We start from the raw sequence: 23,654 nt of genomic DNA, 5'->3' as shown, positions 1-23,654 counted from the left end.
CGGACAGGCGGCCGGGTCCGGTTCACCAGAGGAAGATCAGCCGCAGGAAGTACACGACCAGGACGAACACCGGAACCAGCAGCAGGGCCTTGCCGAACACCGCGAGCATGCCGCGGTTGGTCCGGATCCCCAACGCCCTGCGGCGCGTCCCGAGCGACTGCAGCGCGGCCTGGATCGCGCGGGCGACGTAGAACACCGGCGCGCCGTACTTGTTCTTGTCGCCGGGGAACGGGCCGACCCCGTGCACCCGCGGGTTCCAGTCCTGGTCGAACACGACGACCGCGGACGTCCACTGGCCGGTCCGGAACTGCTCCAGGCCCGTCGGCGACGGCAGCTGGGCGTCGAGCCGTTCCACGAGACCGTTGTGCTCACCGGGAACGAGCAGCACGAGCTTGGACGGCGGCTGGGTGGTGCGGGCCTGCTCGACCTCCCACCACAGGCCCTCGCCCTCACCGAGCCGCAGCACGATCAGCTGCGACATGTCCATCAGCGTCCGGACGCCGGTCTGCCAGTCGTCACCGGGCAGGTAGAACCGCGCGGCGCCCAGGTGCGGCAGCGGTTCGCCCGGCCTGCCCACCGCGACCACGGGTCCGAACGCCCCGAGCGCGCCGACGAGCTGCTCCTCGCGGGAGTGGATCGAGAGCAGTCCCTGCGGCAGCGCACCGGGCAGGTCGTCGACCACGGCCGCATGGGGGTCGTCGTCGAAACCACGCAGGTACAGCACGGGTCTGCGCCAGTCGGACTGGAGGACCGCGGCCGCGCTCGGTGTCGACCTCGGGCGGGAGTACCGCAGCAGGTAGTAGGCGATCACGAGCGAGATCAGGCCGCCGACGAGCATGATTCCCCTGACGCCCCAAGGGATCTCCTGTGCCCGCGTCACCGCGACGACCCCGAGGAAGCCGGCGACCATCAGGACGTACCCGACGCCGTTGACCACCATGAAGATCGGTCGCCGCCACCTCGGCCGCGGCGGCACGAACCGGTTGACCAGCTCGACGACGTCGGCGTTGGCCGCGCGCCTGCGGTGGCGCAGGACGAGCGCTCCCGCCACCAGGACCGCTCCGATCACGAGCCACGGCACGGCTCGTCCCCAGGCCCGCTCGAAGTCCTCGTCGAGCGTGGCCTGGTCCTGCTCGATCTCCTCCGGCACGTCGCCGACGTACCGGCGGGCGAAGTCGAAGTCGTCGTGCTCGGCCGCGCTCGCCGCCAACGAGATCGACGTCCTGGCCGCGCTGCGGTCAGGCGCGTGTTCGCTGAACCACGCGGAGACCGCCCTGGCGCCTTCCGCCGAGCCCTGCTCCACGGCCGTCAGGAACGCGGCGTGCTGAGCCGGTGCGTCGTGGAAGGCGTTGCGCTCACGCAGATCGATGCCTGCCGCGATGGCCAGGATCAACGCCACGTAGCCGACCACGACCGCCGCCGCGGTGAGGAGTCTCGTCGCCGTTCGCACGCCGCCATCGGATCACGGTCGCCACAACGGCCGGGGTGCTTTCGGAAGGAGATGGCCCGAACCGACCAGCGCGCTACGGCCGAGTGATCGCGGCCAGCACGAGCTCACGGATCTCCGCGGCGATCTCGTCCACCGCGAGCGGCGGCTCGTGCGCCTGCCACACGCGCAGCAGCCCGGTGGTCGCCCCCACCAGTGCGATCGCCGTGAGCCGGTACGACCGTTGCGGCGCCACCCCCGCTGCCGCCGCCCGCAGCGCCTCGGCCTCGATGAACTCGGCCCACGTGTTCACCCACCGCACGTGCTGCTGCTCGATCTCCGCGTTGATGCCGACGGCCTCGACGTAGTTCAGGCGCGGTGCGCGGGGGTCCGCCGTCACGCTGCGCACGAACACGTCCAGCAACGTCGTGATCCTGGTGGCCAGGTCGGCGGTCTCCAGCTGTGCCATCGCCGTGCGGACCTCATTGAACGCCGTGGCGTTGATCAGGTCGTGCAGCTCGCGGAGCAGGTCCTCCTTGGAGGCGAACTCCTCGTAGAAGTTGCGGGTGGAGACGCCGGCCTCCGTGCACAGCCCGGAGATCTTGGTGGCGGCGAAACCCGTGCCGGTGAACAGCGCCAGCCCGGCCTGCAGCAAGCGGGCCCTGCGCTCGGCCCTGCGCTGCTCGGGTGAGATGCCGCCGTAGGCACGTGCCACCGGGTGCTCCAATCTGGTAACTCGGGTTGTCAGATTACGTCGGCGCAACCTCGTGCGCACCCCAGGCGTCTAGACCTTTGACGGGCACTCAGCTGCCGGTCGCGCTCGGAACGAGTGCGGGGCAGCCCCCGGTGGAGTAGCCGGCGTTGTACTCGAAATGCCACTGCTCATTTTCGTAACGGCGGCACCAGCCGAGGGTGCTGCCGTTTTTCTCGACCCATTTCGCCGATTCGATCGGCTGAATGTCGACCGCGAGTCCGATCACGTGCATCGACCGGTCCGGCGGGTTCAGCACGTACTTCGACGCGAGTTCTTCGGTGCCGAACTTCTTGACCGCCTCGTCGAACTCCTTCTGCTGTTGCTGACGGCTGCGCTTGCCGTCGTTCAGGCAGAGCTGAACGCCCTGCTCAGAGGCCTTGGTGCGCAACGACTTCCACGCCTGGAGAACGTCCGGGCGCAGGCCGTCGGGAGCCTCGTCGAGATAGCGGGCGTCGATCGAGCACTTCGGTCCGTCCGGCGGTCCCGGCACTTCCTCGAGAATCGCGAGCGGCTTTCCGGGGTGCCGGTCGAACACGAGCGTCAATCTGCCCAGGTATCCCAGCGCGCCGCCGGTGGAAACCACGAGTGTGACGATCAGCAGCACGCCGAACACGACGCGTCTGGAGGTCTTGGACATGATTTCGATAATACGTCCGGCAGTGGGCGTGTCTGTCAGCAACCCGTAACAGTCCGTCGGCAGCTGTGTCCCGGCGGACGTGGCGGGGAACACATCCATTCGGCCCAATCACGCTTTCGGCGGAGCGCGCAAATGTGATCGGTGAACGTTTGCTGGCCCCTTTCGCCGCCACGAAACATGATGGCAACATCTCCGGCGGCCGAGAACCGGCCCGATTTTCATGAGGTCTCAGGAGGACCGCTTTCCATGCTCAAGCGCATTCTCGCGTTCGTTGCGCTGTTCGCGTCACTTCTCATCGTCGGAGGCACCGCGCAGGCCGCACCCTCTGCCCACGGGGACACCGCGCTCGTGCTGACCGTGCAGTACTCGGACATCGAGGACAACGCCTTCAAGGCTACCGTCCTGACCTGCGAACGAGGTGACAGCCACCCGCGCAGGGCCCTCGCCTGCGCGACGCTGGCGTCCACCGGCGCCGACCTGCGGGCCATGCGTGCCGACGGCCGCGCGTGCACCTTCATCTACGCGCCCGTGGAGGTCTCGATGTTCGGCTTTTGGCGAGGTGAGCCCGTGAACGAGGTGCACACCTACCCGAACTCGTGCGTCATGCTGGCGCACACCGGTGCGGTGTTCGATTTCTAACACCGGCCATTAATGTGGAGCGGGGCGCGGCAGGGGCGCTCCGCTCCACATTTCTTCGCCCTTGAATGGGTGTTCCGCCGAATGGCGCACGGCCCCGGCGGTGTGCGAGGGTTGGATCATGGCCGCCACCTCGCGATTTCCGCTGCTGTCCTGGACGACCATCACCCCCGTGCTCGGCGTGCTGCTGCTCGTGCTCGCCTGGGGGCGTGACCTCGCACCCGTGCTCGTCGCCGTCGTCGCGGTGGTGCTCGCCGCGACCGTGCTCGCCGCCGTGCACCACGCCGAGGTCGTGGCGCTGCGGGTGGGGGAGCCGTTCGGATCGCTGGTCCTCGCGGTCGCCGTCACGATCATCGAAGTGGCTCTGATCGTCACGCTGATGGTGTCCGGCGGACCGGAAGCGTCCTCACTCGCCCGCGACACCGTCTTCGCCGCGGTCATGATCACCACCAACGGCATCGTCGGCATCGCGTTGCTGCTCGGCGCACTCAAGCACGGCACGACGCTCTTCAACGCCGAGGGCAGCGGCGGCGCGCTCGCCACGGTGATCACCCTGGCCGCGCTCACGCTCGTACTGCCGACCTTCACCACGACCGCGCCCGGCCCCGAGTTCTCCGGCCCGCAGCTCGCGTTCGCCGCACTGGCCTCCCTCGCGCTGTACGCGTTGTTCGTCTTCACCCAGACCGTCCGCCACCGCGACTTCTTCCTCCCGGTCGACGAGGACGGCGTGATCGAGGCGGATGAACACGCCGAAGCGCCTTCCGGCAAGGCCGCCCTCGCGTCCCTCGGCCTGCTGCTCGTCGCACTGATCGCCGTGGTCGGCCTCGCGAAGATCGAGTCGCCCGCGATCGAGGCCGGCGTGCGCGCCGCGGGCTTCCCTCAGTCGTTCGTCGGCGTCGTGATCGCGCTGCTGGTGCTCCTGCCCGAAACGATCGCCGCCGCCCGCGCCGCGTTGCGCGACCGCATCCAGACGAGCCTCAACCTCGGCTACGGCTCGGCGATCGCGAGCATCGGCCTGACGATCCCGACCATCGCGCTGGCGACGGTGTGGCTCGACGGCCCGCTGCTGCTGGGCCTCGGCTCGACGCAGATGGTCCTGCTGCTGCTCACGGTTCTCGTGAGCGTGCTGACCGTCGTGCCGGGGCGGGCGACGAGGTTGCAGGGCGGCGTGCACCTGGTGCTGCTGGCGGCGTTCCTGTTCCTCGCGGTGAATCCATAAAGCGAAAACCGCTGTTGCCACATTACGACGTTCGGCCCTACATTGCGGTAACGCCGGTTACCACAAAGGGGTCCCTGATGAAGCGCCGTGCCGTGCTCGCCGCCGTTCTCGTGGTATCAGCCCTGGTCACACCCGCTGCGGCGGCCGCGCCGGGCGATCTCGTCAGCAGCAGGGAGGTGGCGTGGCATCCGGAACCGTTGCGGCTGCTGCCCGCCCCGGTGAAGGCCTACGACATCCGCTACCGCTCCACGTCCGCCACCGGTGCGGGCAACGTCGTGTCCGGCATGGTGCTCGTGTCGCCGCTGCCGTGGAACAACGGCCCGCGCCCGATCGTGGCGTACGCGATGGGCACGCAGGGCATGGGCGACCAGTGCGCCCCGTCGCGGCAGCTCCAGAACGGCACCGAGGTCGAGATCGCGTTCCTCGCGCAGGCCATGTTCAACGGCTGGGCCGTCGCCGTCACCGACTACGAAGGCCTTGGCACGCCAGGGGATCACACCTACGCGGTGTCCCGTTCGGAGGGACGTGCGCTGCTGGACGTCGCACGGGCGGCGAGCAGCATTCCCGGCCTGTCCGCTGACGCTCCGGTCGGCGTTTTCGGCTACTCACAAGGAGGTCAGGCCGCGTCGGCCGCCGCCGAGCAGTGGAAGTCGTACGCGCCTTCGCTCAACGTCGTCGGCGTCGCGGCGGGTGGCGTGCCGGCCGACCTCAACGCGGTCGCGAAGTTCAACGACGGCAACGCCGGATCGGGCCTCGTGTTCGCGGCGGCGGCCGGCTATGCCGCGGCCTACCCGGAACTGCCGCTGGCGTCGGTGCTGAACACCCGCGGGAAGCACGTCCTCGACACCATCCGCGAGTCGTGCGTCGCCGAGATCGCCCTGGTGGCACCGTTCACACGGTTGAACGCGCTGACCACGCGGCCGGACGTCATCCAGGACCCGTTGTGGCAGAAGAGGTTGACGGAGAACACGCTCGGTTCAGTGAAACCCGCCGCGCCCGTGTACCTCTACCACGGCACGGTGGACGAGCTCATTCCGTTCAGCGTCGGACAGAAGCTGCGGACGCAGTGGTGCTCGCTGGGCGCCGACGTGCAGTGGACGGCGCTGCCGCTGCTCGGGCACATCGCGGCGATCAGCGCGTGGGGCACGAACGCCCTGAACTGGCTCGGCGACCGGTTCGCCGGCCGGGTCACGCACCCCAACTGCTGATCAGCGCGGCGGCGAGAGCCGGGAAGAAGACCACTCCCGAGATCATGGCGTGCACCGCCGGGAGTGGTCTCTTCGCCGTGTACAGCACGGCTTTGAAGTAGGCGTTTCCCTGTGCGGTGGGGTTGCGCTGGCGCCAGCCCTTCATCCGGAGCCTGTCGCCGAAGGTGTTGTGCAGGGTGAGCACGGCGAATCCGGCCCACGCCAGCGCGGCCGAGTCCGTGGCCATGAAGGCGATCCAGAGGCCGAGCCCGACGAACGCGGTGACGAGGTGGTAGTAGGCGAGGGGTGGCATGTGTCTTCGTGCTCGGAACAGGAGTACCAGGCCCAGCAAGATGTTGACCACCCACCCGGCCAGGGCGATTGTCGCTGTCATGGACCGACAGTACTACGATCGTAGTGTCAAGTCACTACGTCTATAGTGATTGCGTGACCTCCAACAGGGACCGTGCTCTCGTCGCGGCGATCGAGTTGCTCGGCACGGAAGGGCTGCGCGGGCTGACGCACGCGCGCGTCGACGAACGGGCCGGCCTGCCGAAGGGCTCGACGTCGAACTACTTCCGCACCCGCGCCGCGCTGCTCGACGGCGTGGGGGAGTGGATGCTGCGCCAGGAGGTCCCCGTGGTCGAGGCAGCGCTGAAACCCGAGTCGGCGGCCGACCTGATCGACGAGCTGTGCCGGCTGTACGACTTCATGATCGGACCTAATGAGGTCACGACCACCGCACGCATGGTGCTGTGGATGGAGTCCGCGGCGAACGAACGAATACGGCAGGCGTTGCTGAGCGGCCGTGCCGTGATGACGGGGATGCTCGTGCCCGCGCTCGCCCGCCTCGGCGCACGTGACCCGGTGGCGGCGTCCGACACGATCGGCGCGTGCTTCCAGGGGGTCTTCCTGCAGCGGTTCGCGCGAGGTGAGGAGATCGACCCGCGGCCGCTGCTGGAGATCATCGTGCGGGGTGCTCTGGCGCCGGGAAGCGCCGCCGGAACGTGAACCCGTCCGGTGTCGGGCCTTCGCGCGCGACCAGGTCGAGCTTCGCGAGCCCCTCCTCCGTCGTCGGCCGATGCCCCGCGGGCACCCACCACATGACGTCGACCGCGCTGCCGGGGTCGAACCACTGAGCGCTGCGCTTGACCGCTTCGACGTGCAGGCCGCCGAACGTGAACTCCCACAAGGCCTCGACCGAGTCCCACACGCTGAGGTTGAACGCCTCGCGCCACGGGTCGCGGCCCAGCCTGGTCAGGTCGTCCGTCATCCGGTCGGACGTCGGCCGCCACACGAAACCGGGCGCCCGCTCCGCCAGGTCGTTGATCGCGTCGACCCTGCTCGTGAACCCGCGCATCCGCCAGTGGTCGAACGCCCACCGCCCGGTCGAGATGTTGGCCTGCGCCAGGTGAAAATCCCCCATGCCACCACTCTGACATGATCGGTCCATGAGGTGTGTGGTGCTGGACGACTACCAGGGCGTGGCGCTCGCCAACGCCGACTGGTCCGGTCTCGACGTGACCGTGCTGCGCGAACACCTGGACGACCCGGCACCGGCGTTGGCCGACGCCGAGTGCGTCGTGATCATGCGCGAGCGGACCCCGTTCACGGCCGAGTTGTTCGCTCGGCTGCCGAAGCTCCGGTTGCTGGTCACGAGTGGGATGCGCAACGCCTCCATCGACCTCGCCGCGGCGCGTGAGCACGGCGTCACGGTCTGCGGCACCGGTAGCGCCAAGACGCCGCCGACCGAGTTGACCTGGGCGTTGATCCTCGGTCTCGCCCGGCACCTGGTCGTCGAGAACGCGGCGTTCCACGGCGGCGGGCCGTGGCAGAGCACCGTCGGCGTCGACCTCGCCGGCCGCACGCTCGGGCTGGTGGGGTTCGGCAACCTCGGCAAGGCGGTGGGGCGGATCGGCAAGGCGTTCGGGATGGACGTCGTCGCGTGGAGTCCGAACCTCACCGAGGATCGGACCGAGGCCGAGGGTGTGCGGCTGGCGTCCGGGCTGCACGACCTGTTGGGGCAGAGCGACTTCGCGTCGATCCACCTCGTGTTGAGCGAGCGGAGCCGGGGACTGGTCGACGCGGCGGCGCTGGCGTGCCTGAAGCCCTCGGCGTTCCTGGTCAACACCTCGCGTGCGGCCATCGTGGACGGACCCGCCCTGCTGGAAGTGTTGCGGGAGAGGCGGATCGCCGGTGCCGGGCTCGACGTGTTCGAGGTCGAGCCGCTGCCGTTGACCGACGAGCTGCGGACCCTGCCGAGCGTTCTCGCCACCCCGCACCTCGGCTACGTCACCGAGGCCAACTACCGCACGTACTTCCGCGAGGCCGTTGAGGACGTCCACGCGTTCGTCGCGGGAGAGCCGATCCGCGAACTGAAGTAACCGTTGGCGCGTCCTGGCGATAGACAGCCAGGAGGTCCGCGATGGACGACACCGGGTTGATCGTGGTCACGGGTGCGACCGGCCGTCAGGGCGGTGCGGTCGCACGGCACCTGCTCGCGGACGGGTGGCGGGTGCGCGCGTTGACGCGTGATCCCGCGTCGGCCGCCGCCGCCAAGCTCTCCTCGTCCGGCGCCGAGGTGGTGCGCGCGGACATGGACGACATCGCGACGCTGCGCCCGGCGATGGTGGGAGCACAGGGCGTGTTCAGCGTCCAGAACCCGATGATCAGCGGGCTCGACGGCGAGGTTCGGCAGGGACGCGCGGTCGGCGACGCCGCGGCCGAGGCCGGGGTGCGGCACGTCGTGTACGCGTCGGCCGGGCCGGGGGTGCCGGGCACCGGTGTCGGGCAGTGGGACAACAAGCTCGTCGTACGCGAACACCTGGAGTCGCTCGGTCTGCCGCTCACGGTCCTGCGCCCGATGGCGTTCATGGAACTGATGACGGACAAGGACTTCTACCCGCCCGTGTCCATGTGGCACCTGATGCCGAAGCTGGTCGGCGTCGACCGGCCGTTGCCGTGGCTGTGCGCCGACGACGTGGGTGCGGTTGCGGCGAAGGTCTTCGCCGAGCCGGGCCGGTTCGTGGGCGCGGAAGTCCCGCTGTGCGCGGACGTGCGGACCATCGACGAGTGCCGTGCGCTCTGGCGGAAGGTGACGGGCCGCGCGCTGCGGGGCTTCCCGATGCCGATCTGGCTCTTCCACCGGTTCGTCGGCGACGACCTGACGAAGATGTGGCGCTGGCTGCACGCGAACCCAGTCGTCGCCGACCCCTCCGCCACCAGGGCGATCGTGCCGTCCGTGAAGACCGTCGAACAGTGGCTGGTGCAGCGAACCTACTCGTAGTAAGTTCGGCGGCATGACGCCGGACGCCTCCGCGCACATCGACATCGCCGCGACCCCGCAACGGGTGTTCGACCTGGTCAGCGATCTGCGAGGGCTGAGCGGCGTCGCCGAGGAGTACGCGGGCGGCAAGTGGCTGGGCACGTCCGGGCCGGCCGTCGGGGCGCGGTTCCGCGGCGTCAACAAGCGCGGCTGGCGGGTCTGGCCGACGACGTCCACGGTCACCGACTGCTCGGCCGAGCGGTTCGCGTTCGAGGTGAAGTCGCTCGGGATGCCGGTGTCGCGCTGGCAGTACGACATCGAACGGACGGCGGACGGCTGCCGCGTCACGGAGTCCACCTGGGACCGCCGGCCGAGCTGGTACAAGCCGATCACCGTGCTCGCCACCGGGGTCAAGGACCGCGCGGTGACGAACCAGGCCAACATCGTGGCGACGCTGGAGCGGCTGAAGCGGGCGGCGGAGTCCGCCTGACCCGTCCGCTGACAATCGGACAGAAACGCTCACATCTTCACTCGCAGTCCAACACGCCTGCACAAGGCTTGTCACGGCTGTGAGCTGCAAACATCGGAGGACCGGAACAAGAACCGGTCGCCTCACCCCGTTGTAAACGCTCTCACCAGCGTGGGAGCGTGGCCGAACGACGGTTGACACCCTCGAAACGCCAGCGTTCAATCCCCGTCAAATATCCTATAGGATCAGAGATCCGAGGAGTTGGCGTGGCAAAGGTCCTGCGTGCCGAGGCGTTCCAGGTCGATGTTCCCGTCGAGACGCTGCGCACCGACGCGGTCCAGCAGTTCGTCAAGCAGGAGACGGTCTTCGTCGAGATCGCGACCGACGACGGCCTCACGGGACTCGGTTACGCCTACACGATCGGCACGGGCGGCAGCTCGGTCCTCGCCCTACTGAAGGACCACCTGCTGCCGCGGCTCGTCGACGTCGACGCGCGCCGGATCGAGCGGATCTGGCAGGACCTGTTCGCGAGCACGCGCAGCACCACGGTCGGCGCGATCACCTCGCTCGCCCTGGCCGCCGTCGACACCGCGCTGTGGGACCTGCACTGCCTGCGCGCCGGGGAACCGTTGTGGCGCAGGGCAGGCGGCTTCCGGCAGGAGGTGCCGCTGTACGACACCGAGGGCGGCTGGCTGCACCTGTCCACAGAAGACCTCGTCAAAGGCGCGAAGGAGACGGCGGCGCAGGGCTGGCAGGGCATCAAGATGAAGGTCGGCAAGCCTGACCTGACCGAGGACGTCGAACGGCTCGAAGCCGTCAGGGAAGCGGTCGGCGAGCGGTTCGCGATCATGGTCGACGCCAACCAGTCCATGACGGGTGCCGAGGCGATCCGGCGCGCTGAGGCCTTCAAGAACGCCGGCCTCGCGTGGCTCGAAGAACCGCTGCCCGCCGACGACGTGACTGGGCACGAACGGCTCGCTCGCAGCACGAGCATCCCGATCGCGGTGGGGGAGTCGCTGTACTCGGTGGCGCAGTTCCGCGAGTACCTCGAACGCGGTGCCGCCTCGATCGTCCAGGTCGACGCGGCACGGATCGGCGGCATCACGCCGTTCCTCAAGGTCGCGCACCTCGCGGAGGCGTTCAACGCCGACGTCTGCCCGCACTTCCTGATGGAGCTGCACGTCAGCCTCGCGGCCGCGCTGCCCAACGGGAGGTTCGTGGAGCACATCCCGCAGCTGCGCGGCATCACCAAGAGCGAGCTGACAGTCCACAACGGACACGCACTCGCGCCTGACACGCCGGGTCTCGGCATCGACTGGGACCGCGACGCGATGGAAGACCTCCGGGTCGCCTGAAACGAAGGAGTGGTCTTGAGAGCGTTAGGTGTCGTTGCCGGCCTGCTCGCGTCGCTGATCGCGGTTCCGGCGGCCCAAGCACAACAGCAGGCCCCCGTACTGGGCGAGAAGCCGTACATGGGCTGGAGCAGCTGGACGTTGCAGGCGACCAACCACCCCGGGGTGAACCCGGACGGTCCCGCCAGCTGGTTGAACGAGAAGAACGTCCTCGCCCAAGCGGACGTGCTCGCGGCGAGGTTCAAGAAGCACGGCTACAACCACGTGAACGTCGACGCGGGCTGGCTCGGCTCGTTCGACGAGTACGGCCGGCCGGTCGTGGACGCCAAGAAGTTCCCGCACGGCTTCAAGTGGCTCGGCGAGTACGTGCACGGCAAAGGCCTCAAGTTCGGCTCGTACTTCGCGGTCGGCCTGGACCTCAAGGCCTACAACGACGGCAGGACGCCGATCCACAACGCGCCCGGCTGCACCACCAAGGACCTCGTCTACCCGGACCTGCGCAAGACCAACGGGTGGGACACCGCCTACAAGATGAACTTCGCCAACCCGTGCTCGCAGAAGTACATCGACTCGATCGCACAGGTGCTCGCGGGGTGGGGCGTCGACTTCCTCAAGCTCGACGGCGTCGGCCCCGGCAGCTTCAGGGGCGGCGAGAACTACGACAACACCGACGACGTGAAGGCGTGGAACTCCGCGCTCAAGGCCACCGGCCGCCCGATCCAGTTCCTGATCTCGTGGGCGCTCAGCCACCGCCAGGCCGACGTGTGGAAGGCCAACACCAACGGCTGGCGCATCGACACCGACGTCGAGTGCTACTGCCCGACGCTCGTCACGTGGAACCAGTCGGTGAAGCAGCGGTGGAACGACGTCGTGCAGTGGATCGACGACGCGGGCCCCGGCCAGTGGAACAACCTCGACAGCCTCGCCGTCGGCAACGGTGAGATGGACGGCATCACCGAGGCCGAACGCCGCAGCTACATGACGTTGTGGGCGATCTCCAGCTCACCGTTGTACCTGGGCGACGACCTCACCAAGATCGACGACTTCGGCCACGAGCTCCTCACCAACGACGAGGTCATCGCGATCAACCAGGCCGGGATACCAGCCCGTCCGGTCGACCAGTTCTCCGACCAGCAGGTCTGGTACGCCCGCAACGCCGACGGCAGCTACACCGTGGCGCTGTTCAACCTCGGCTCGAAGCCCGCGAGCGTCACCGCGGACCTCGCCCAGCTCGGGATCTCCGGCAACGCCAGGGTCCGCGACGTCTGGGAGCGCATGGACATCGGTCAGGCCAAGGGCTCGTTCACCGCGGACCTGCCGGTGCACGGCACGAAGCTGCTGAAGATCACCCCGCGCTCGGCCGTCGCTCCCGGCGTCGTCCAGGGCACCGCCGCCACGCCGACGAGCATCTCCCTGAAGTGGTACGGGAAGTCCGGCATCCGTTACGACGTCTACGCGGGCAACAAGAAGGTCGCGTCGACCACCGACACGAAGGTGACCGTCACCGGCCTGACCCCGTCGACCTCCTACGAGTTCACGGTCGTGCAGAACGGCAGCCGCTCGAAGCCGGTTTCCTTCGTGACGCCAAAGGAATCCGTGACGTACGAGGCGGAGAAGGGCAGCGTGGGCGGTGGCGCGACCGTCTACGGCTGCGCGTGCTCGAACGGCAACAAGGTCGGGTTCATCGGCGGTAGCGGTGTGCTCACGATGCCGACGGTGACCGTGCCGCGCGAGGGCACCTACCTGGTTGAGCTGTCCTACATCGACGCGAGCTCCAGCCGGACCGGTGTCGTCACGGTGAACGGCACCAGCTTCAAGCTCCCCGTCGCCGGGTCGAACGACGACAACTGGAACGCGCCGCAGAAGGTCACCGTGCCGATCTACCTGCTGGCGGGCAACAACACGATCCGCTTCGGCAACCCCGACGACTCCGTGTTCGACGTCGACAGCATCCGCATCTAACCCTTCTCGGACAGGAGGCGTCGTGGTGACAACCGTGCAGGACTCCAGCGCCCAGGTCGTGCGCAGACCTGTCACCGCGGCGCCTCCACCCACACGGCGGCGTCCCGGCCCCGCCTCGCGCCGCAACGACACGTGGGTCGCGTGGCTGCTCGTCACGCCCGCGATCCTCGGGTTCGGCGTGTTCTTCGCCTACCCCATGCTGCGCGGCGTCTACCTGAGCTTCACCGAGTTCCACATCCTCACCCCGCCGGTGTTCACGGGGCTCGCGAACATCCAGGAACTGGTCGGCGACGGCAGGTTCTGGCACTCGCTCGGCGTCACCGCGTACTTCGTGGTGCTGTCCGTGGTGCTGGGTGTCGGCGTCTCGCTCGTCACGGCGGTCGTGTTGCACCGCCTGGGGGTCAACACGACGGTCCGCGGGCTGATGATCCTGCCGTTCCTCATCTCCGGCGTTGTCACGGCACTGGTGTGGACGTGGATGCTCGACCCGCAGCTCGGCATCGTGAACCAGTTGATCACGTGGGTCACCGGCGAGCCTCTCCTGTTCTTCGGTTCCGGCGGCTGGGCGGTGCCGACGCTGGCGGCGTTGAACGTGTGGAAGTCCATGGGCTACAACGCGGTTCTCCTCTTCGCGGGCCTGCAGACGATCCCCGCGTCGATCTACGAGGCCGGCCGGATCGACGGCGCGTCGGAGTGGCAGATGTTCCGCTCGCTGACGTTGCCGCTGCTGCGGCCGATCCTGGTGATGGTCGTGATCCTCAACGTGATCAGCGCGACCCAGGTCTTCGACATCGTCCAGGTCAGCACCAAGGGCGGTCCGGCGGACGCGTCGCTCGTGCTCCAGATGTACATCTACGACAAGGCGTTCGGCCAGTTCGACTTCGGTTATGCCGCAACGATGTCGCTCGCCCTGTTCCTGCTGCTCGTCGCGGTGACCTTCACGCAGCTGCGGATGGCCCGTGCGGGCGAGTCGGACACGAACTGAAGGGAGGCTCCGGTGAGAGTCGGCCGAACCGTCGCGTGGGGCTACCTGATCGTCGTCCTGCTGATCACGATCTTCCCGTTCTACTGGATCCTGCGCACCGCGCTGTCCAACAACTTCGCGATGTCGACGGACCCGTCGTCGTTGCTGCCCGTGGACTTCACGTGGGGCCCGTTCAAACGCGCTCTCGGCCTCGCGACGCCCGCCGAGGCCGCGGCGGAAGGCGGTTCGGGCGCCAAGATCGACCTGGCTTTGGCGCTGTGGAACTCCGTTGTGTACGCAGGGCTGCTGACTCTGTGCACGGTCGGGTTCTCGGCGTTGGCGGCCTACGCGTTCGCGCGGTTGCGGTGGAAGGGCCGTGACGTTGTCTTCGGCGTGCTGCTCACCGCGCTGATGGTGCCGTCGGTGTTCACGCTGCTGCCGAACTTCGTGCTGATGAAGGACCTGGGGCTGCTCAACACGTTCGGCGGCATGATCCTGCCGGGCGCGTTCTTCTCGGCCTTCAACATCTTCTTCCTGCGGCAGTTCATGCTCGGGCTGTCGAATGAGGTCGAGGAGGCCGCGATCATCGACGGCGCCGGGCCGTTGCGGGTGTGCTTCCGGATCGTGCTGCCGATGAGTGTCGCGCCGATGGCGACCCTGACGCTGCTGACGTTCATCACGACCTGGAACGACTACTTCTGGCCGTTGCTCGTCACCAACGACGAGTCGGTCCGGCCGCTCACCCTGGCGCTCGCGGTGTTCAAGCAGTCCTCACCGCAGGCGTCGCTGGACTGGGCGGGCCTGATGGCGGCGACGCTGGTCGCGGCAATGCCGATGTTGCTGCTGTTCGTGGTCTTCGGGCGGCGGCTGGTCAACTCCATCGGCTTCACGGGGATCAAGTGAAACTGCACTGGCCGCGTGAAGCGGCGGAGTGGACCGAGGCGCTGCCCGTGGGCAACGGACGCCTTGGCGCGATGGTGTTCGGCGGGGCCGGCCGGTCCCGCGTGCAGGTGAACGACGCGACCGTGTGGTCGGGCACGGCGGACGGGCCTTCTCTCGCGTTGGCCGACGTGCTGGCTTCCGGTGCTGGTCCGGAACGGCTCGCCCAAGTGCGTGCGGCGATCTTCGGCGGTGATCTGGAGCGGGCGACCGAGCTGCTGATGTCGTTCGAAGGCCCGTACAGCCAGACGTTTCTGCCGTACGTGGACCTGTGGATCACGCTGCCCGAGGGCGAGTCGCACGGCCGCACGCTGGACCTGAGCACGGGCGTGGTCACCGAGCGGTTGACCATTGATGGCGCAGAGGTCGTCCGGCGCACGTGGGCGTCGGAAACGGCCCTGTGCGTGGAGATCGTCGGGGCGGTGCCGGCCGGGGTCGAGCTGACAACGCCGCTGCGCGAGGTCTCGCGGGACGGGCTCAACCTCGTGATCGAGATTCCCGTGGACTCCGCGCCGAAGCACGAACCCCAGGTCGAGGCACCCGTCTACGGCTCGGGCGAGCGCGGCACGGTGTCGGTCGAGATCCGGCAGAGCGACCGCTGGTTGCTGACCCTGACCAGTTCCACGACGACCGAGTCGCGGTGGACCGGCAAACGCCACGGCAACCACATGACGTTGATGGACGCGTGCGCGGTCAGCTTCGGCGACGTCCCCGAGGTCGTCGACGTGCCGGAACTGTTGTCCGGCAAGGACGAGCAGCTCATCGCCTCGGTGCTCTTCGCGTTCGGCCGCTACCTGCTGGTCTCGTCGTCACGGCCCGGCGCGCCGCCCGCGAACCTCCAGGGCATCTGGAACGGCGAGCTGCGGCCTGCCTGGTCGTCCAACTACACGATCAACATCAACACGCAGATGAACTACTGGGCGGCCGAGGTCACCGGACTGGCCGAGTGCCACGAACCGTTGCTGGAGCTGCTGGAGAAGCTCGCGGTGACCGGCGCGGACGTGGCGCGGGAGTTGTACGGTGCGCGTGGCTGGGTCGCCCACCACAACACCGACGCGTGGGGCTGGTCGCTGCCGGTCGGCATGGGGCACGGCGCACCGTCGTGGGCGATCTGGCAGATGGGCGGCTCGTGGCTCGTCCAGCACGCCTGGGACCACTACGACTTCGCCCGCAGCCGGTCCACTTTGGAGCGTGCGTGGCCGTTGCTGCACGGCTGTGCGGAGTTCTGCCTCGACTGGCTGGTCGAAGGCCCGGACGGCTACCTGGACACGTGCCCGTCGACTTCGCCGGAGAACTGGTTCCTCGTCGACGGCGAACCTCAGGCGCTGACGTGGTCGGTGACCACGGACGTGGTGCTGATCCGTGCCGTGTTCGAACGGACTCTCGCGCTGGCACTGGCTTCGGGCCGAGCCGACCCGATCGTCGCCGAGATCTCGGCCGCGTTGCCCCGGCTGCGACCGGTGCCGGTGTTCGGCGAGCGGCTGGGGGAGTGGGTCGAAGATCGGCCGGAGGAGGACCCGACGCACCGGCACTTGTCGCACCTGGTGTCCGTGTACCCGCTCGGTCAAATTGTCGCGGGCACTCCGCTGGGCGACGCGGCGGTGGCGTCGCTGGACCGGCGCGGCAACGGCGCGATGGGTTGGTCGTGGGCCTGGAAGATGGCGCTGCGGGCCCGGTTGGGTGACGCCGAGACCGTGAAGTCGTTGCTGTCGGAGGCCTCGCAACCGTTCACCGGCGACCGCCACCGCGACGCGCCGTTCGACGGCTCGGAGTGGGGCGGCCTGCTTCCCAACCTGTTCAGCACGCACCCGCCGTTCCAGATCGACGGCAACTTCGGCTTCACGGCGGCGTTGTCGGAAGTCGTGGTGCAGAGCCACACCGGCGTGATCGACGTCCTGCCCGCGCTGGCGTCCGGGTGGTCGCGCGGCTCGGCTCGCGGCCTGCGCTGCCGCGGCGGGCTGGCGGTCGACGTGACCTGGCACGACGGTTTCGTGTCCGTCCGGGTGCGGCGGTTGTCCGGTGACGCCGCGGAGGTCGTGCCGGTACGCATCGGCGGAGAGTTGACCGAGGTCGTGGTGACCGACGTCGTTGATGTGCGCGGGAGGATCTCGTGCTGACCGACCTCGGCCTGGACGAGCTGTGGGAGTACCGCAGCTCTTATGTGCGGCCGGACGATTTCGACTCGTTCTGGGACTCGACGCTGGCCGAGGCTCGTTCGCTTCCGTTGCAGGTCGAGGCGGTGCCGGTTGCCACTCCGTTGCGGACGCTGGACGTCTACGACGTGACGTTCTCCGGCTTCGGCGGCGACCGGATCCGCGCGTGGCTGCGGACCCCCAAAGGCGAGATCGGCCTGCCCGCTGTCGTGCAGTACCACGGGTACGGCAGCAACCGGGGGAGCGCGGTCGAGAACCTGACCTGGGCCAGCGCCGGGTTCGCGCACCTCCAGGTCGAGGTGCGGGATCAACGCGGTGGCGCGGGGTTCATGACCCGAGGGATCGCCGACCGTTCAACGTACTTCTACCGCCGCGTGTTCACGGACGCCGTGCGCGCGGTGGATGCCGTGCGCGCGTTGGGATTTTCAAAGGTTTTCGTGATCGGCAACAGCCAGGGTGGCGGGATCGCGCTGGCCGCGGCCGGTCTGGTGCCCGACCTGGCCGCCGTGCACGTGCAGGCGCCGTTCCTGTGCGACTTCCGCAGGGCGCTGAACGTCTGCGGCCGCCCGCCCTACACCGAACTGACGACCTACATCGCCGAGAACCGGCGATCCGACATCTTCCCGACGCTGTCCTGTTTCGACGGTGTCGGGTTCGCCGCTCGAGCAGTCGCCCCCGCCTGGTTCTCGGTCGGCCTGATGGACGACATCGTGCCGCCGTCCACCGTGTTCGGCGCCTACCACGCCTACGCCGGACCGCGGCAGATCCAGATCTGGGAGCACAGCGCCCACGAGGCGGGCGGCTCCGACGACCTCGACATCGCACTCGACGCCTTCCGTTCCCGATTGGAGCTTCGATGAAGATCGCCGCCTTGGCAGCCGTGACAGCACTGGTGGTCGCGGGTTGCGGGAGTTCCGACACGGGCTCCGGCAACACCGTGAACTGGTGGACCTGGGACGACAAGCAGGCAGTGGCCTACGGCGAGTGCGAGAAGGCGTTCGAGGCCGCCAACCCCGGCACCGACGTGAAGATCACCCGCTACAACGTCGACGACTACTTCACCAAGCTCACCGCAGGGTTCGTGGCGGGCACCGCGCCGGACGCGTTCCAGAACTCCGTGCAGTTCCTCCAGGCCTACGCCGGTCAACACCAGCTGATGCCGCTCGACGACCTCATCGCGAAGTCCTCTGTGGACCTGAAGAAGTACTCCGTCGGCGTCGACACGTGGAAGTTCACCGACGGCAAGCAGTACGCGCTGCCGCTGGACTGGGCCGCGGCCGGCATCTACTACAGCAAGGACGCCCTGGCGAAGGCCGGGATCGCCGAGGCGGACGTGGCGAAGATGACCTGGAACCCCGACGACGGCGGCACATTCGAGAAGATCGTGGCGCGGTTGACGATCGACAAGAACGGCAAGCGCGGCGACGAGCCCGGGTTCGACAAGAACGCCATCGCCACCTACGGCGTCGGTGCCATCGCGGGCCGCAGCTTCATCGGCGAGACGACGTGGGCGCCGCTCGTCTCGACGCTCGGCTGGAAGATGGGTGACAAGGACCAGTGGCCCACGAAGTTCAACTTCACCGATCCGCGTTTCGTGAAGACGATGAAGTGGGTGACGTCGCTGACCGAGCGCGGCTTCTCGCCGAAGCTCGGCACGTTCACCACCGGCAACCAGTCGACGATCTCCGACATCGACCTGGTGGGCTCGGGCAAGACCGCGATGACGATCGGCGGGTCGTGGTCCGCGCCGTCGTTCGGCAAGATCCCCGGCGTGCCCGTGGGCATCGCGCCGACGCCGCTCGGCCCCTCGGGCACGCGTTCGGTGCTTTCCAACTCGAACGGCAACAACATCTGGGCCGGCACCAAGAACCCGGACCTGACCTGGAAGTGGGTCAGCTACATGGGCAGCGAGGAGTGCCAGACCAGGGCGGGCGCCTCCGGCACGTTCTTCCCGTCGATTCCCGCCGCCATGGACAACACCGTGACCTCGATGAAGTCCCAGGGCGTCGACCTCACCGTGTTCAACCAGTACGTGAAGGACGGCGTTCTGCACCCGTCGACCGCTTATGCCAACGGTTCGGCCGTGCAGTCCGCCGAGCAGCCGTTGTTCGAGGCCTATTTCGGCGGCCGGCGCTCGGATGACGTGTTCGCCGAGATGGAACGCGTCAGCCAGGAGATACTGGCGAAGAACTGACGGAGGAGTGGTGTTGCGGATACCGAGCAGGCGCGTGCTCGCGGACGACGTCTACGAGCAGATCCGTGCGCTGATCATGAGCGACGGCATCGAGCCGGGCGCCCGCGTCAACATCGACGAGATCGCGCGCCAGCTCGACGTGTCCCCGACACCGGTCCGCGAGGCCCTCGCGCGCCTCGAGTCGGAGGAACTGGTCAGCAGGCTGCCGTTGCGCGGCTACCGCGTGACGGACCTGCTGAACCGCAAGCAGGTGGACGACCTGTACGCCCTGCGCCTGCTGCTGGAGCCGCCGTCCGCGGCTCTGGCGGCAGCCCGCATGACGCCGGAGAACGTGGTCCTGATCGAGGAGGAGCTGGCCACCTGTCCGGCGGCTCCTGCCGATGACGCCTACGACGACTACAAGAACCTCACGGCGCACGACCAGCGGCTGCACGAGCTCATCCTGCGGATCGCGGGCAACGACGCCGTGCTCCAGTCCTTCGCCAAGACGCACTGCCACCTGCACCTGTTCCGGCTGAACTTCCAGCAGCCGTTCGGGGTGCAGACCATCACCGAGCACCGCGCGATCGTGGACGCGCTGGTGGCCGGGGACTCGGACGGGGCTCGTGACGCCATGACCGCGCACCTGGAAGTGGCGCGGGCCCGTCTGCTGGACCGGATGTGACAGTCGTGCTGTCCACACCTGGGGCCGCCTTGTGGCTGCGCCCGTGGCGGTCGGGCGATCGGGGAGCGTTGGTCGCCGCGCACCGCGATCCGGAGCTGCGCAAGCGGTTGGTCACCTCCCTGGCTGACGACACCGAGGCCGGGCGCTGGCTGGACGCCCAGGCTTCCGGCTGGGCCTCCGCCACCCGGTTCAGCTTCGCCGTGGTGGCGGACGACAACGATCCCCTCGGCCACGTGGTGGTGAAGGCCGTGGGCGCCGGGGTGGCCGAGGTCGGCTACTGGACGGCAGCCCGGGCCCGTGGCCGCGGCATCGCCACCTCTGCCTTGGAGACCGCGTCCCGGTGGGCGCTGGACACCCAGCAGATCGTCCGGCTGACCCGCCTGGACCTGCTGCACGCCGAGGACAACCCTGCCTCCTGCCAGGTCGCGGAGAAGTGCGGCTACGTCCTGCACGACGTGCTGCCGCCCGCACCGCCGGCCTTCCCCTCGCGCGGCCATCGGCACGTCCGCTCCTGAGACCGTCGAACGGCCGATGTGGAATGTGTCGAACGCAGTCGAACGGGACTGCGGGCCCGCCGGCTCGCGAACGGGGTGTGCGGGTCCGCTCCGGTCCATTCGTGCGGCAACGAACCGGTCCTGCCGCCGCGCCGACCGAATCGCAGTTGATCAGCGGAAATGCTGAGAACCCTTAAGCTTAAACGGATTTAAAATGCCCTGTGGTCTAGTCCGATTTGAACCCCCTCCGTGACCTCCCCGTAGTCATCGGTACAACACCGATCGACCCCCGAGGAGAATCGAATGGGCGCTCGACACCGCAAGCCCGCCATGATCGGCGCGGGCGCCATGCTCGCGGTCGCTGCTGTCGCCGGTGGCATCTTCGCCTTCAGCAGCACGGACTCGAACGCGGCTGAGGACTGCGGCGGACTGGACACCGCCCTGCAGAACAACCTGAACTTCATCGCCGGTCAGCAGGCGAACCCCGACGCGCAGTCGGACGCCCGCATCGCCAACCGGCAGGCGGTCGTCAACCTCATCAACCAGCGGCGTGCGGCGGCTGGTTGTGGCAAGAACGTCCAGGCGCAGCCCGAGAAGGGCCAGGCGGCCACGTCCGGCGAGGACTGCGGCGGACTGGACAAGGCGTTGCAGAACAACCTGAGCTTCATCGCGGGGCAGAAGGCCAAGCCGGACGCGCAGTCCGAGGCCCGCATCGCGAACCGGCAGGCCGTGGTCGACCTCATCCAGCAGCGACGCAAGGCGGCGGGCTGCAAGGGTGACGGCGGCGCGGCCAACGCCGGCCAGGGCAATGCGAACCAGGGCAACGCGAACCAGGGCAACAACGCCGGTCAGGGCCAGGCGACGACCAAGCCCGCACCGAAGCCCGATGCGAACCAGGGCAACAACAACGGTGGAGGCGCGGCCGGCCAGCAGGTCTGCCAGGGCTCGACCGTCACGCTGTCCGGCGAGGGCGGCGCGCCCGCCGCGTCGAGCGGCACCTTCCCCGTCGGCACCACGCTGAAGGTCACCAACCTGGACAACAACAAGTCCACCACCGTCAAGGTGGCGTCCGTGTCCGGCAGCTGCGCGCTGCTGAACAACGCGGCCTTCGAACAGGTGCGTGAGCCCGGCAAGTTCCTGATCCGCAACGCGAAGATCGAGAAGATCGGCTGACTGTCCACAACGGACGGGTACGTCCCCCGGATGGCGCAAGGGGGTGTGCCCGTCCGTTGTGCTGTGTGCGCTCAGGTGAGATCTTGGTCCGGTGACCGAGAAAGAAGTACCGGCGCCACCGTCAGTCTTGCGGAACACCTCGTTCCTCCGTCTGTGGACCGGCACGACAGCCTCGGGTCTCGCGATGTGGGCCCTGCCGTTCGTGCTGGGTCTCGCGGTGCTCGAACGTTCGATCACGGCCGTTGAACTGGGTGTCGTGCTGGCCACCAGAACAGCGGGATTCCTCGCGGCGGTGCCTGTCGCCGGGGTGCTGGCCGACCGGTACGCCCGCCGTGTCGTGGTCTTCTGGTCCTGCCTCACGGCCGCGGTCGCGACACCGGTCATCGCCCTCGGCATGGGCAGGTCGCTGCTGCTGATGGCCGTTGCGGCGACGATCGTCGGGGCCGGTCAGGGCGCGTGCCGCCCGGCGTTCCAGGCACTAGTGGCCGAGGTGGTGCCGGAGTCCGGACGGCAGCAGGCCAACGCGGCGATGACACTGGCCGTGCGGGTGACCACGCTGGTCGCGCCGAGCCTCACCGCCCTGGCCTCACTGCTGGTGGACGCCCGTGCGTTGCTGGCGGTCACGGCCGCGGTGTGGTTGCTGGCCGCGCTCGTGCCGCCTGCGGGCAACGGCAGGCCGGTGCGGGCCGATGCCACCCGAGCGGGGTTCGTCGCCGACTTCGTCGAGGGCGTCAGGGAGGCGCGCCGTCACCCGTGGTTCCTCGCCGGGCTCAGCGCGCTGACCGTGGTGATCGCGACCGGCTATTCCGCGTCGGCCGTCCTGCTCCCTGTCGTGAGCAGGGATCGCTACGACACGGAGGCGGTGCTGGCGGCCGCCACGACCGCGTACACCGTCGGCGCTCTGCTGGGCGCGGTGCTGATCGCCCGCTGGCGGCCGCGGTCAGCGGGGTGGGCCGCGCTGGCAGGGCTCGGTTGCTACGGCCTGATACCGCTGTTCCTGCTGGTGCCGGTGCACCCGTTCGTCCTGATCGGTGCGTACGCCGTGACGGGAGTCGGCATCGAGCTGTTCAACGTGCCCTGGTTCACCGCGACCCAGCGCGAGGTCGAACCGGGCAAGCTCGCCCGTGTGTCCTCTTTGGACTTCCTGCTGTCGTACGGCCTGGCGCCGGTCGGCCTGGCGTTCATCGCGCCGGCGGTCGAAGGGTTCGGCACGAGCGCCGTGCTCATCGCCTGCGCGGTGATCTGCTTCGCCGCTCCCGCGGCCGCCGCGCTGGTCCCGTCATCGCGAGGGTTCAGCGCCAGGTCCTGACGTCACCAGTCCCAGCGGAAACCGCGCACCCCCGGCGGCACGTCCAGAGCGACGTCCAGGAGCGTCCGGCTCGGTTCGACGGGCGAGTTGCCGGCGAGCTGCACGACGGAAGCGGGCGGCGCCCCTTCGAAGGTCAGCTCCAGCACGTACTCCCGCGTCGGCAGCCGGAACCTGCGCTCGTAGCTGAAGGCGAGCGGACTCAGGTCCTGGTCCTGGTTGACGAGCTCGTGCTCGATCACGATGCTCTCGCCCTTGCGCAGCACGCGGCCGAACAGCAGCTCCACCACCAGGAAGCCCCGCGCCTCGTCCTCGACCAGCCGCCCGATCTCGCAGTTCTTCAGAGCGCGCACCGCGGGCAACGGCCGGTCGTAGTCGTCGCTGTGCATGATCACGACCCAGCGGTCAGGTCCGTTCATCGACGCCGACAGCACCTGCCGCGAGCGGAACGACCTCTCGGTCCTGTCCGCCCCGATGGTCACGAAGTCCTGCTGGCTGATCCGGATCAGCTGGTCGTCCCACTGGGTGTCCAGGTCCTGCAGCGCGTCCTCGACCGGTGAGGTGTCCGGCCAGAACGCGGACATCGGCTCCGGTGCCCTGCGCAGCCAGCGGCCCCGTGAGCGCGGCGAGCCCAGGAGCTCGGAGAGGTGGCCCGGCGGCACCTGGAGGATGTGTTCCAAGTGGACGACCGCCTGCAGCGACTTCTGCCGCTCCGGACGGCTGCGACCCGTCTGCCAGGTGCTCAGCGTCGCCATCGACACCGACACGCCGTGCTGCGCGAGGTGCTCGCGCAGGCGCTCGAGGGCGAGACCGCGATTGGTGATCGCCGTCCGGAGCGCCTCTGCGAACTCGTCCACGCA

24 protein-coding genes are annotated in these 23,654 nt (G+C 68.6%); 18 read left to right on the top strand and 6 right to left on the bottom strand.

The window, feature by feature from the left end:
* Positions 1-22: 22 nt before the first annotated feature.
* From AOM45_RS24040 to AOM45_RS24030, 3 genes are all read right to left on the bottom strand, one after another.
* Entirely contained in the window at positions 23-1,450 is a 1,428-nt protein-coding gene (locus AOM45_RS24040) for a hypothetical protein (protein ID WP_030467354.1), read from the bottom strand.
* 73 nt (positions 1,451-1,523) lie between these two features.
* Positions 1,524-2,141, bottom strand: a complete 618-nt coding sequence (locus tag AOM45_RS24035) for a TetR/AcrR family transcriptional regulator (RefSeq protein WP_030467353.1) — start codon at positions 2,139-2,141, stop codon at positions 1,524-1,526.
* A gap of 88 nt (positions 2,142-2,229) precedes the next feature.
* Positions 2,230-2,859, bottom strand: a complete 630-nt coding sequence (locus AOM45_RS24030) for a D-alanyl-D-alanine carboxypeptidase family protein (RefSeq protein ID WP_236703809.1) — start codon at positions 2,857-2,859, stop codon at positions 2,230-2,232.
* Positions 2,860-3,063: 204 nt separating this feature from the next.
* On the opposite strand from AOM45_RS24030, the gene AOM45_RS24025 reads away from it, so the two are divergent.
* The 3 genes from AOM45_RS24025 to AOM45_RS24015 all read left to right on the top strand — a co-directional run bounded on the left by AOM45_RS24025 (position 3,064) and on the right by AOM45_RS24015 (position 5,880).
* Positions 3,064-3,456 (top strand): SSI family serine proteinase inhibitor, encoded by a 393-nt coding sequence (locus tag AOM45_RS24025; protein ID WP_030467351.1) that lies wholly within the window; start codon positions 3,064-3,066, stop codon positions 3,454-3,456.
* Positions 3,457-3,574: 118 nt separating this feature from the next.
* Positions 3,575-4,672 carry a calcium:cation antiporter gene (locus AOM45_RS24020; RefSeq protein WP_030467350.1) on the top strand — a complete coding sequence of 366 codons (1,098 nt, stop codon included), beginning with the start codon at positions 3,575-3,577 and terminating at the stop codon, positions 4,670-4,672.
* Positions 4,673-4,749: 77 nt separating this feature from the next.
* Positions 4,750-5,880 carry a lipase family protein gene (locus AOM45_RS24015; protein WP_030467349.1) on the top strand — a complete coding sequence of 377 codons (1,131 nt, stop codon included), beginning with the start codon at positions 4,750-4,752 and terminating at the stop codon, positions 5,878-5,880.
* Here AOM45_RS24015 and AOM45_RS24010 read toward each other — a convergent pair.
* Positions 5,861-6,253: a hypothetical protein gene (locus AOM45_RS24010; protein ID WP_156093790.1), complete on the bottom strand. Its 393-nt coding sequence runs from the start codon at positions 6,251-6,253 to the stop codon at positions 5,861-5,863. The two genes, AOM45_RS24015 and AOM45_RS24010, sit on opposite strands and share 20 nt — an antisense overlap.
* A gap of 53 nt (positions 6,254-6,306) precedes the next feature.
* On the opposite strand from AOM45_RS24010, the gene AOM45_RS24005 reads away from it, so the two are divergent.
* Entirely contained in the window at positions 6,307-6,870 is a 564-nt protein-coding gene (locus tag AOM45_RS24005) for a TetR/AcrR family transcriptional regulator (protein ID WP_030467347.1), read from the top strand.
* Here AOM45_RS24005 and AOM45_RS24000 read toward each other — a convergent pair.
* The gene (locus AOM45_RS24000) at positions 6,824-7,285 is read right to left on the bottom strand and encodes a DUF3291 domain-containing protein (RefSeq protein ID WP_030467346.1); all 462 of its coding nucleotides are present in this window, start codon (positions 7,283-7,285) and stop codon (positions 6,824-6,826) included. The two genes, AOM45_RS24005 and AOM45_RS24000, sit on opposite strands and share 47 nt — an antisense overlap.
* Positions 7,286-7,310: 25 nt before the next feature.
* Here AOM45_RS24000 and AOM45_RS23995 point away from each other — a divergent pair, with 25 nt between their 5' ends.
* From AOM45_RS23995 to AOM45_RS23930, 14 genes are all read left to right on the top strand, one after another.
* Positions 7,311-8,243: a D-2-hydroxyacid dehydrogenase family protein gene (locus tag AOM45_RS23995; RefSeq protein WP_030467345.1), complete on the top strand. Its 933-nt coding sequence runs from the start codon at positions 7,311-7,313 to the stop codon at positions 8,241-8,243.
* A gap of 41 nt (positions 8,244-8,284) precedes the next feature.
* On the top strand, positions 8,285-9,145 hold the full coding sequence (locus AOM45_RS23990; RefSeq protein WP_030467344.1) for an NmrA/HSCARG family protein: 861 nt from the start codon (positions 8,285-8,287) through the stop codon (positions 9,143-9,145).
* Between the two features lie 13 nt (positions 9,146-9,158).
* Positions 9,159-9,614, top strand: a complete 456-nt coding sequence (locus AOM45_RS23985; protein WP_030467343.1) for an SRPBCC family protein — start codon at positions 9,159-9,161, stop codon at positions 9,612-9,614.
* 245 nt (positions 9,615-9,859) lie between these two features.
* The gene (locus AOM45_RS23980) at positions 9,860-10,948 is read left to right on the top strand and encodes a mandelate racemase/muconate lactonizing enzyme family protein (RefSeq protein ID WP_030467342.1); all 1,089 of its coding nucleotides are present in this window, start codon (positions 9,860-9,862) and stop codon (positions 10,946-10,948) included.
* A 15-nt stretch (positions 10,949-10,963) separates the two neighbouring features.
* A complete protein-coding gene (locus tag AOM45_RS23975) occupies positions 10,964-12,907 on the top strand; it encodes a fibronectin type III domain-containing protein (RefSeq protein ID WP_201780055.1) in 1,944 nt (647 codons plus the stop codon).
* A gap of 22 nt (positions 12,908-12,929) precedes the next feature.
* Positions 12,930-13,892 carry a carbohydrate ABC transporter permease gene (locus AOM45_RS23970; RefSeq protein WP_169774248.1) on the top strand — a complete coding sequence of 321 codons (963 nt, stop codon included), beginning with the start codon at positions 12,930-12,932 and terminating at the stop codon, positions 13,890-13,892.
* Between the two features lie 12 nt (positions 13,893-13,904).
* A complete protein-coding gene (locus AOM45_RS23965; RefSeq protein WP_030467339.1) occupies positions 13,905-14,774 on the top strand; it encodes a carbohydrate ABC transporter permease in 870 nt (289 codons plus the stop codon).
* Positions 14,771-16,927, top strand: coding sequence for a glycosyl hydrolase family 95 catalytic domain-containing protein (locus AOM45_RS23960; RefSeq protein ID WP_051783225.1), 2,157 nt, complete (start codon positions 14,771-14,773; stop codon positions 16,925-16,927). Before AOM45_RS23965 ends, AOM45_RS23960 begins: the two co-directional genes overlap by 4 nt.
* Positions 16,921-17,823, top strand: a complete 903-nt coding sequence (locus AOM45_RS23955) for an acetylxylan esterase (protein WP_030467337.1) — start codon at positions 16,921-16,923, stop codon at positions 17,821-17,823. Before AOM45_RS23960 ends, AOM45_RS23955 begins: the two co-directional genes overlap by 7 nt.
* A complete protein-coding gene (locus AOM45_RS23950; RefSeq protein WP_030467336.1) occupies positions 17,820-19,157 on the top strand; it encodes an ABC transporter substrate-binding protein in 1,338 nt (445 codons plus the stop codon). The genes AOM45_RS23955 and AOM45_RS23950 overlap by 4 nt, the downstream gene beginning before the upstream one ends.
* 10 nt (positions 19,158-19,167) lie before the next feature.
* Complete coding sequence (locus AOM45_RS23945) at positions 19,168-19,821, top strand: GntR family transcriptional regulator (RefSeq protein WP_162185650.1); 654 nt, start codon at positions 19,168-19,170, stop codon at positions 19,819-19,821.
* On the top strand, positions 19,818-20,336 hold the full coding sequence (locus AOM45_RS23940; protein ID WP_030467334.1) for a GNAT family N-acetyltransferase: 519 nt from the start codon (positions 19,818-19,820) through the stop codon (positions 20,334-20,336). Before AOM45_RS23945 ends, AOM45_RS23940 begins: the two co-directional genes overlap by 4 nt.
* A gap of 282 nt (positions 20,337-20,618) precedes the next feature.
* Positions 20,619-21,488 (top strand): SCO2207 family protein, encoded by an 870-nt coding sequence (locus tag AOM45_RS23935; RefSeq protein ID WP_063757019.1) that lies wholly within the window; start codon positions 20,619-20,621, stop codon positions 21,486-21,488.
* Positions 21,489-21,579: 91 nt separating this feature from the next.
* On the top strand, positions 21,580-22,797 hold the full coding sequence (locus AOM45_RS23930) for an MFS transporter (RefSeq protein ID WP_051783224.1): 1,218 nt from the start codon (positions 21,580-21,582) through the stop codon (positions 22,795-22,797).
* A gap of 2 nt (positions 22,798-22,799) precedes the next feature.
* Here the strand turns inward: AOM45_RS23930 and AOM45_RS23925 are convergent, their stop codons facing one another.
* Complete coding sequence (locus tag AOM45_RS23925; RefSeq protein WP_236703808.1) at positions 22,800-23,651, bottom strand: XRE family transcriptional regulator; 852 nt, start codon at positions 23,649-23,651, stop codon at positions 22,800-22,802.
* Positions 23,652-23,654 lie beyond the last annotated feature (3 nt).

The organism is Lentzea aerocolonigenes, assembly GCF_000974445.1.
GTDB classification, from domain to species: Bacteria; Actinomycetota; Actinomycetes; order Mycobacteriales; family Pseudonocardiaceae; genus Lentzea; species Lentzea aerocolonigenes.
This window is presented reverse-complemented; position numbering and strand designations above follow the sequence as displayed.

Excerpts from the sequence above, each read along its gene's own strand:
- AOM45_RS23990 (WP_030467344.1), top strand. The coding sequence starts at position 8,285 with ATGGACGACACCGGGTTGATCGTGGTCACGGGTGCGACCGGCCGTCAG.
- AOM45_RS23985 (WP_030467343.1), top strand. The coding sequence starts at position 9,159 with ATGACGCCGGACGCCTCCGCGCACATCGACATCGCCGCGACCCCGCAA.
- AOM45_RS24025 (WP_030467351.1), top strand. The coding sequence starts at position 3,064 with ATGCTCAAGCGCATTCTCGCGTTCGTTGCGCTGTTCGCGTCACTTCTC.
- AOM45_RS24020 (WP_030467350.1), top strand. The coding sequence starts at position 3,575 with ATGGCCGCCACCTCGCGATTTCCGCTGCTGTCCTGGACGACCATCACC.
- AOM45_RS24015 (WP_030467349.1), top strand. The coding sequence starts at position 4,750 with ATGAAGCGCCGTGCCGTGCTCGCCGCCGTTCTCGTGGTATCAGCCCTG.
- AOM45_RS24000 (WP_030467346.1), bottom strand. The coding sequence starts at position 7,285 with ATGGGGGATTTTCACCTGGCGCAGGCCAACATCTCGACCGGGCGGTGG.
- AOM45_RS23995 (WP_030467345.1), top strand. The coding sequence starts at position 7,311 with ATGAGGTGTGTGGTGCTGGACGACTACCAGGGCGTGGCGCTCGCCAAC.
- AOM45_RS23935 (WP_063757019.1), top strand. The coding sequence starts at position 20,619 with ATGGGCGCTCGACACCGCAAGCCCGCCATGATCGGCGCGGGCGCCATG.
- AOM45_RS23950 (WP_030467336.1), top strand. The coding sequence starts at position 17,820 with ATGAAGATCGCCGCCTTGGCAGCCGTGACAGCACTGGTGGTCGCGGGT.
- AOM45_RS24010 (WP_156093790.1), bottom strand. The coding sequence starts at position 6,253 with ATGACAGCGACAATCGCCCTGGCCGGGTGGGTGGTCAACATCTTGCTG.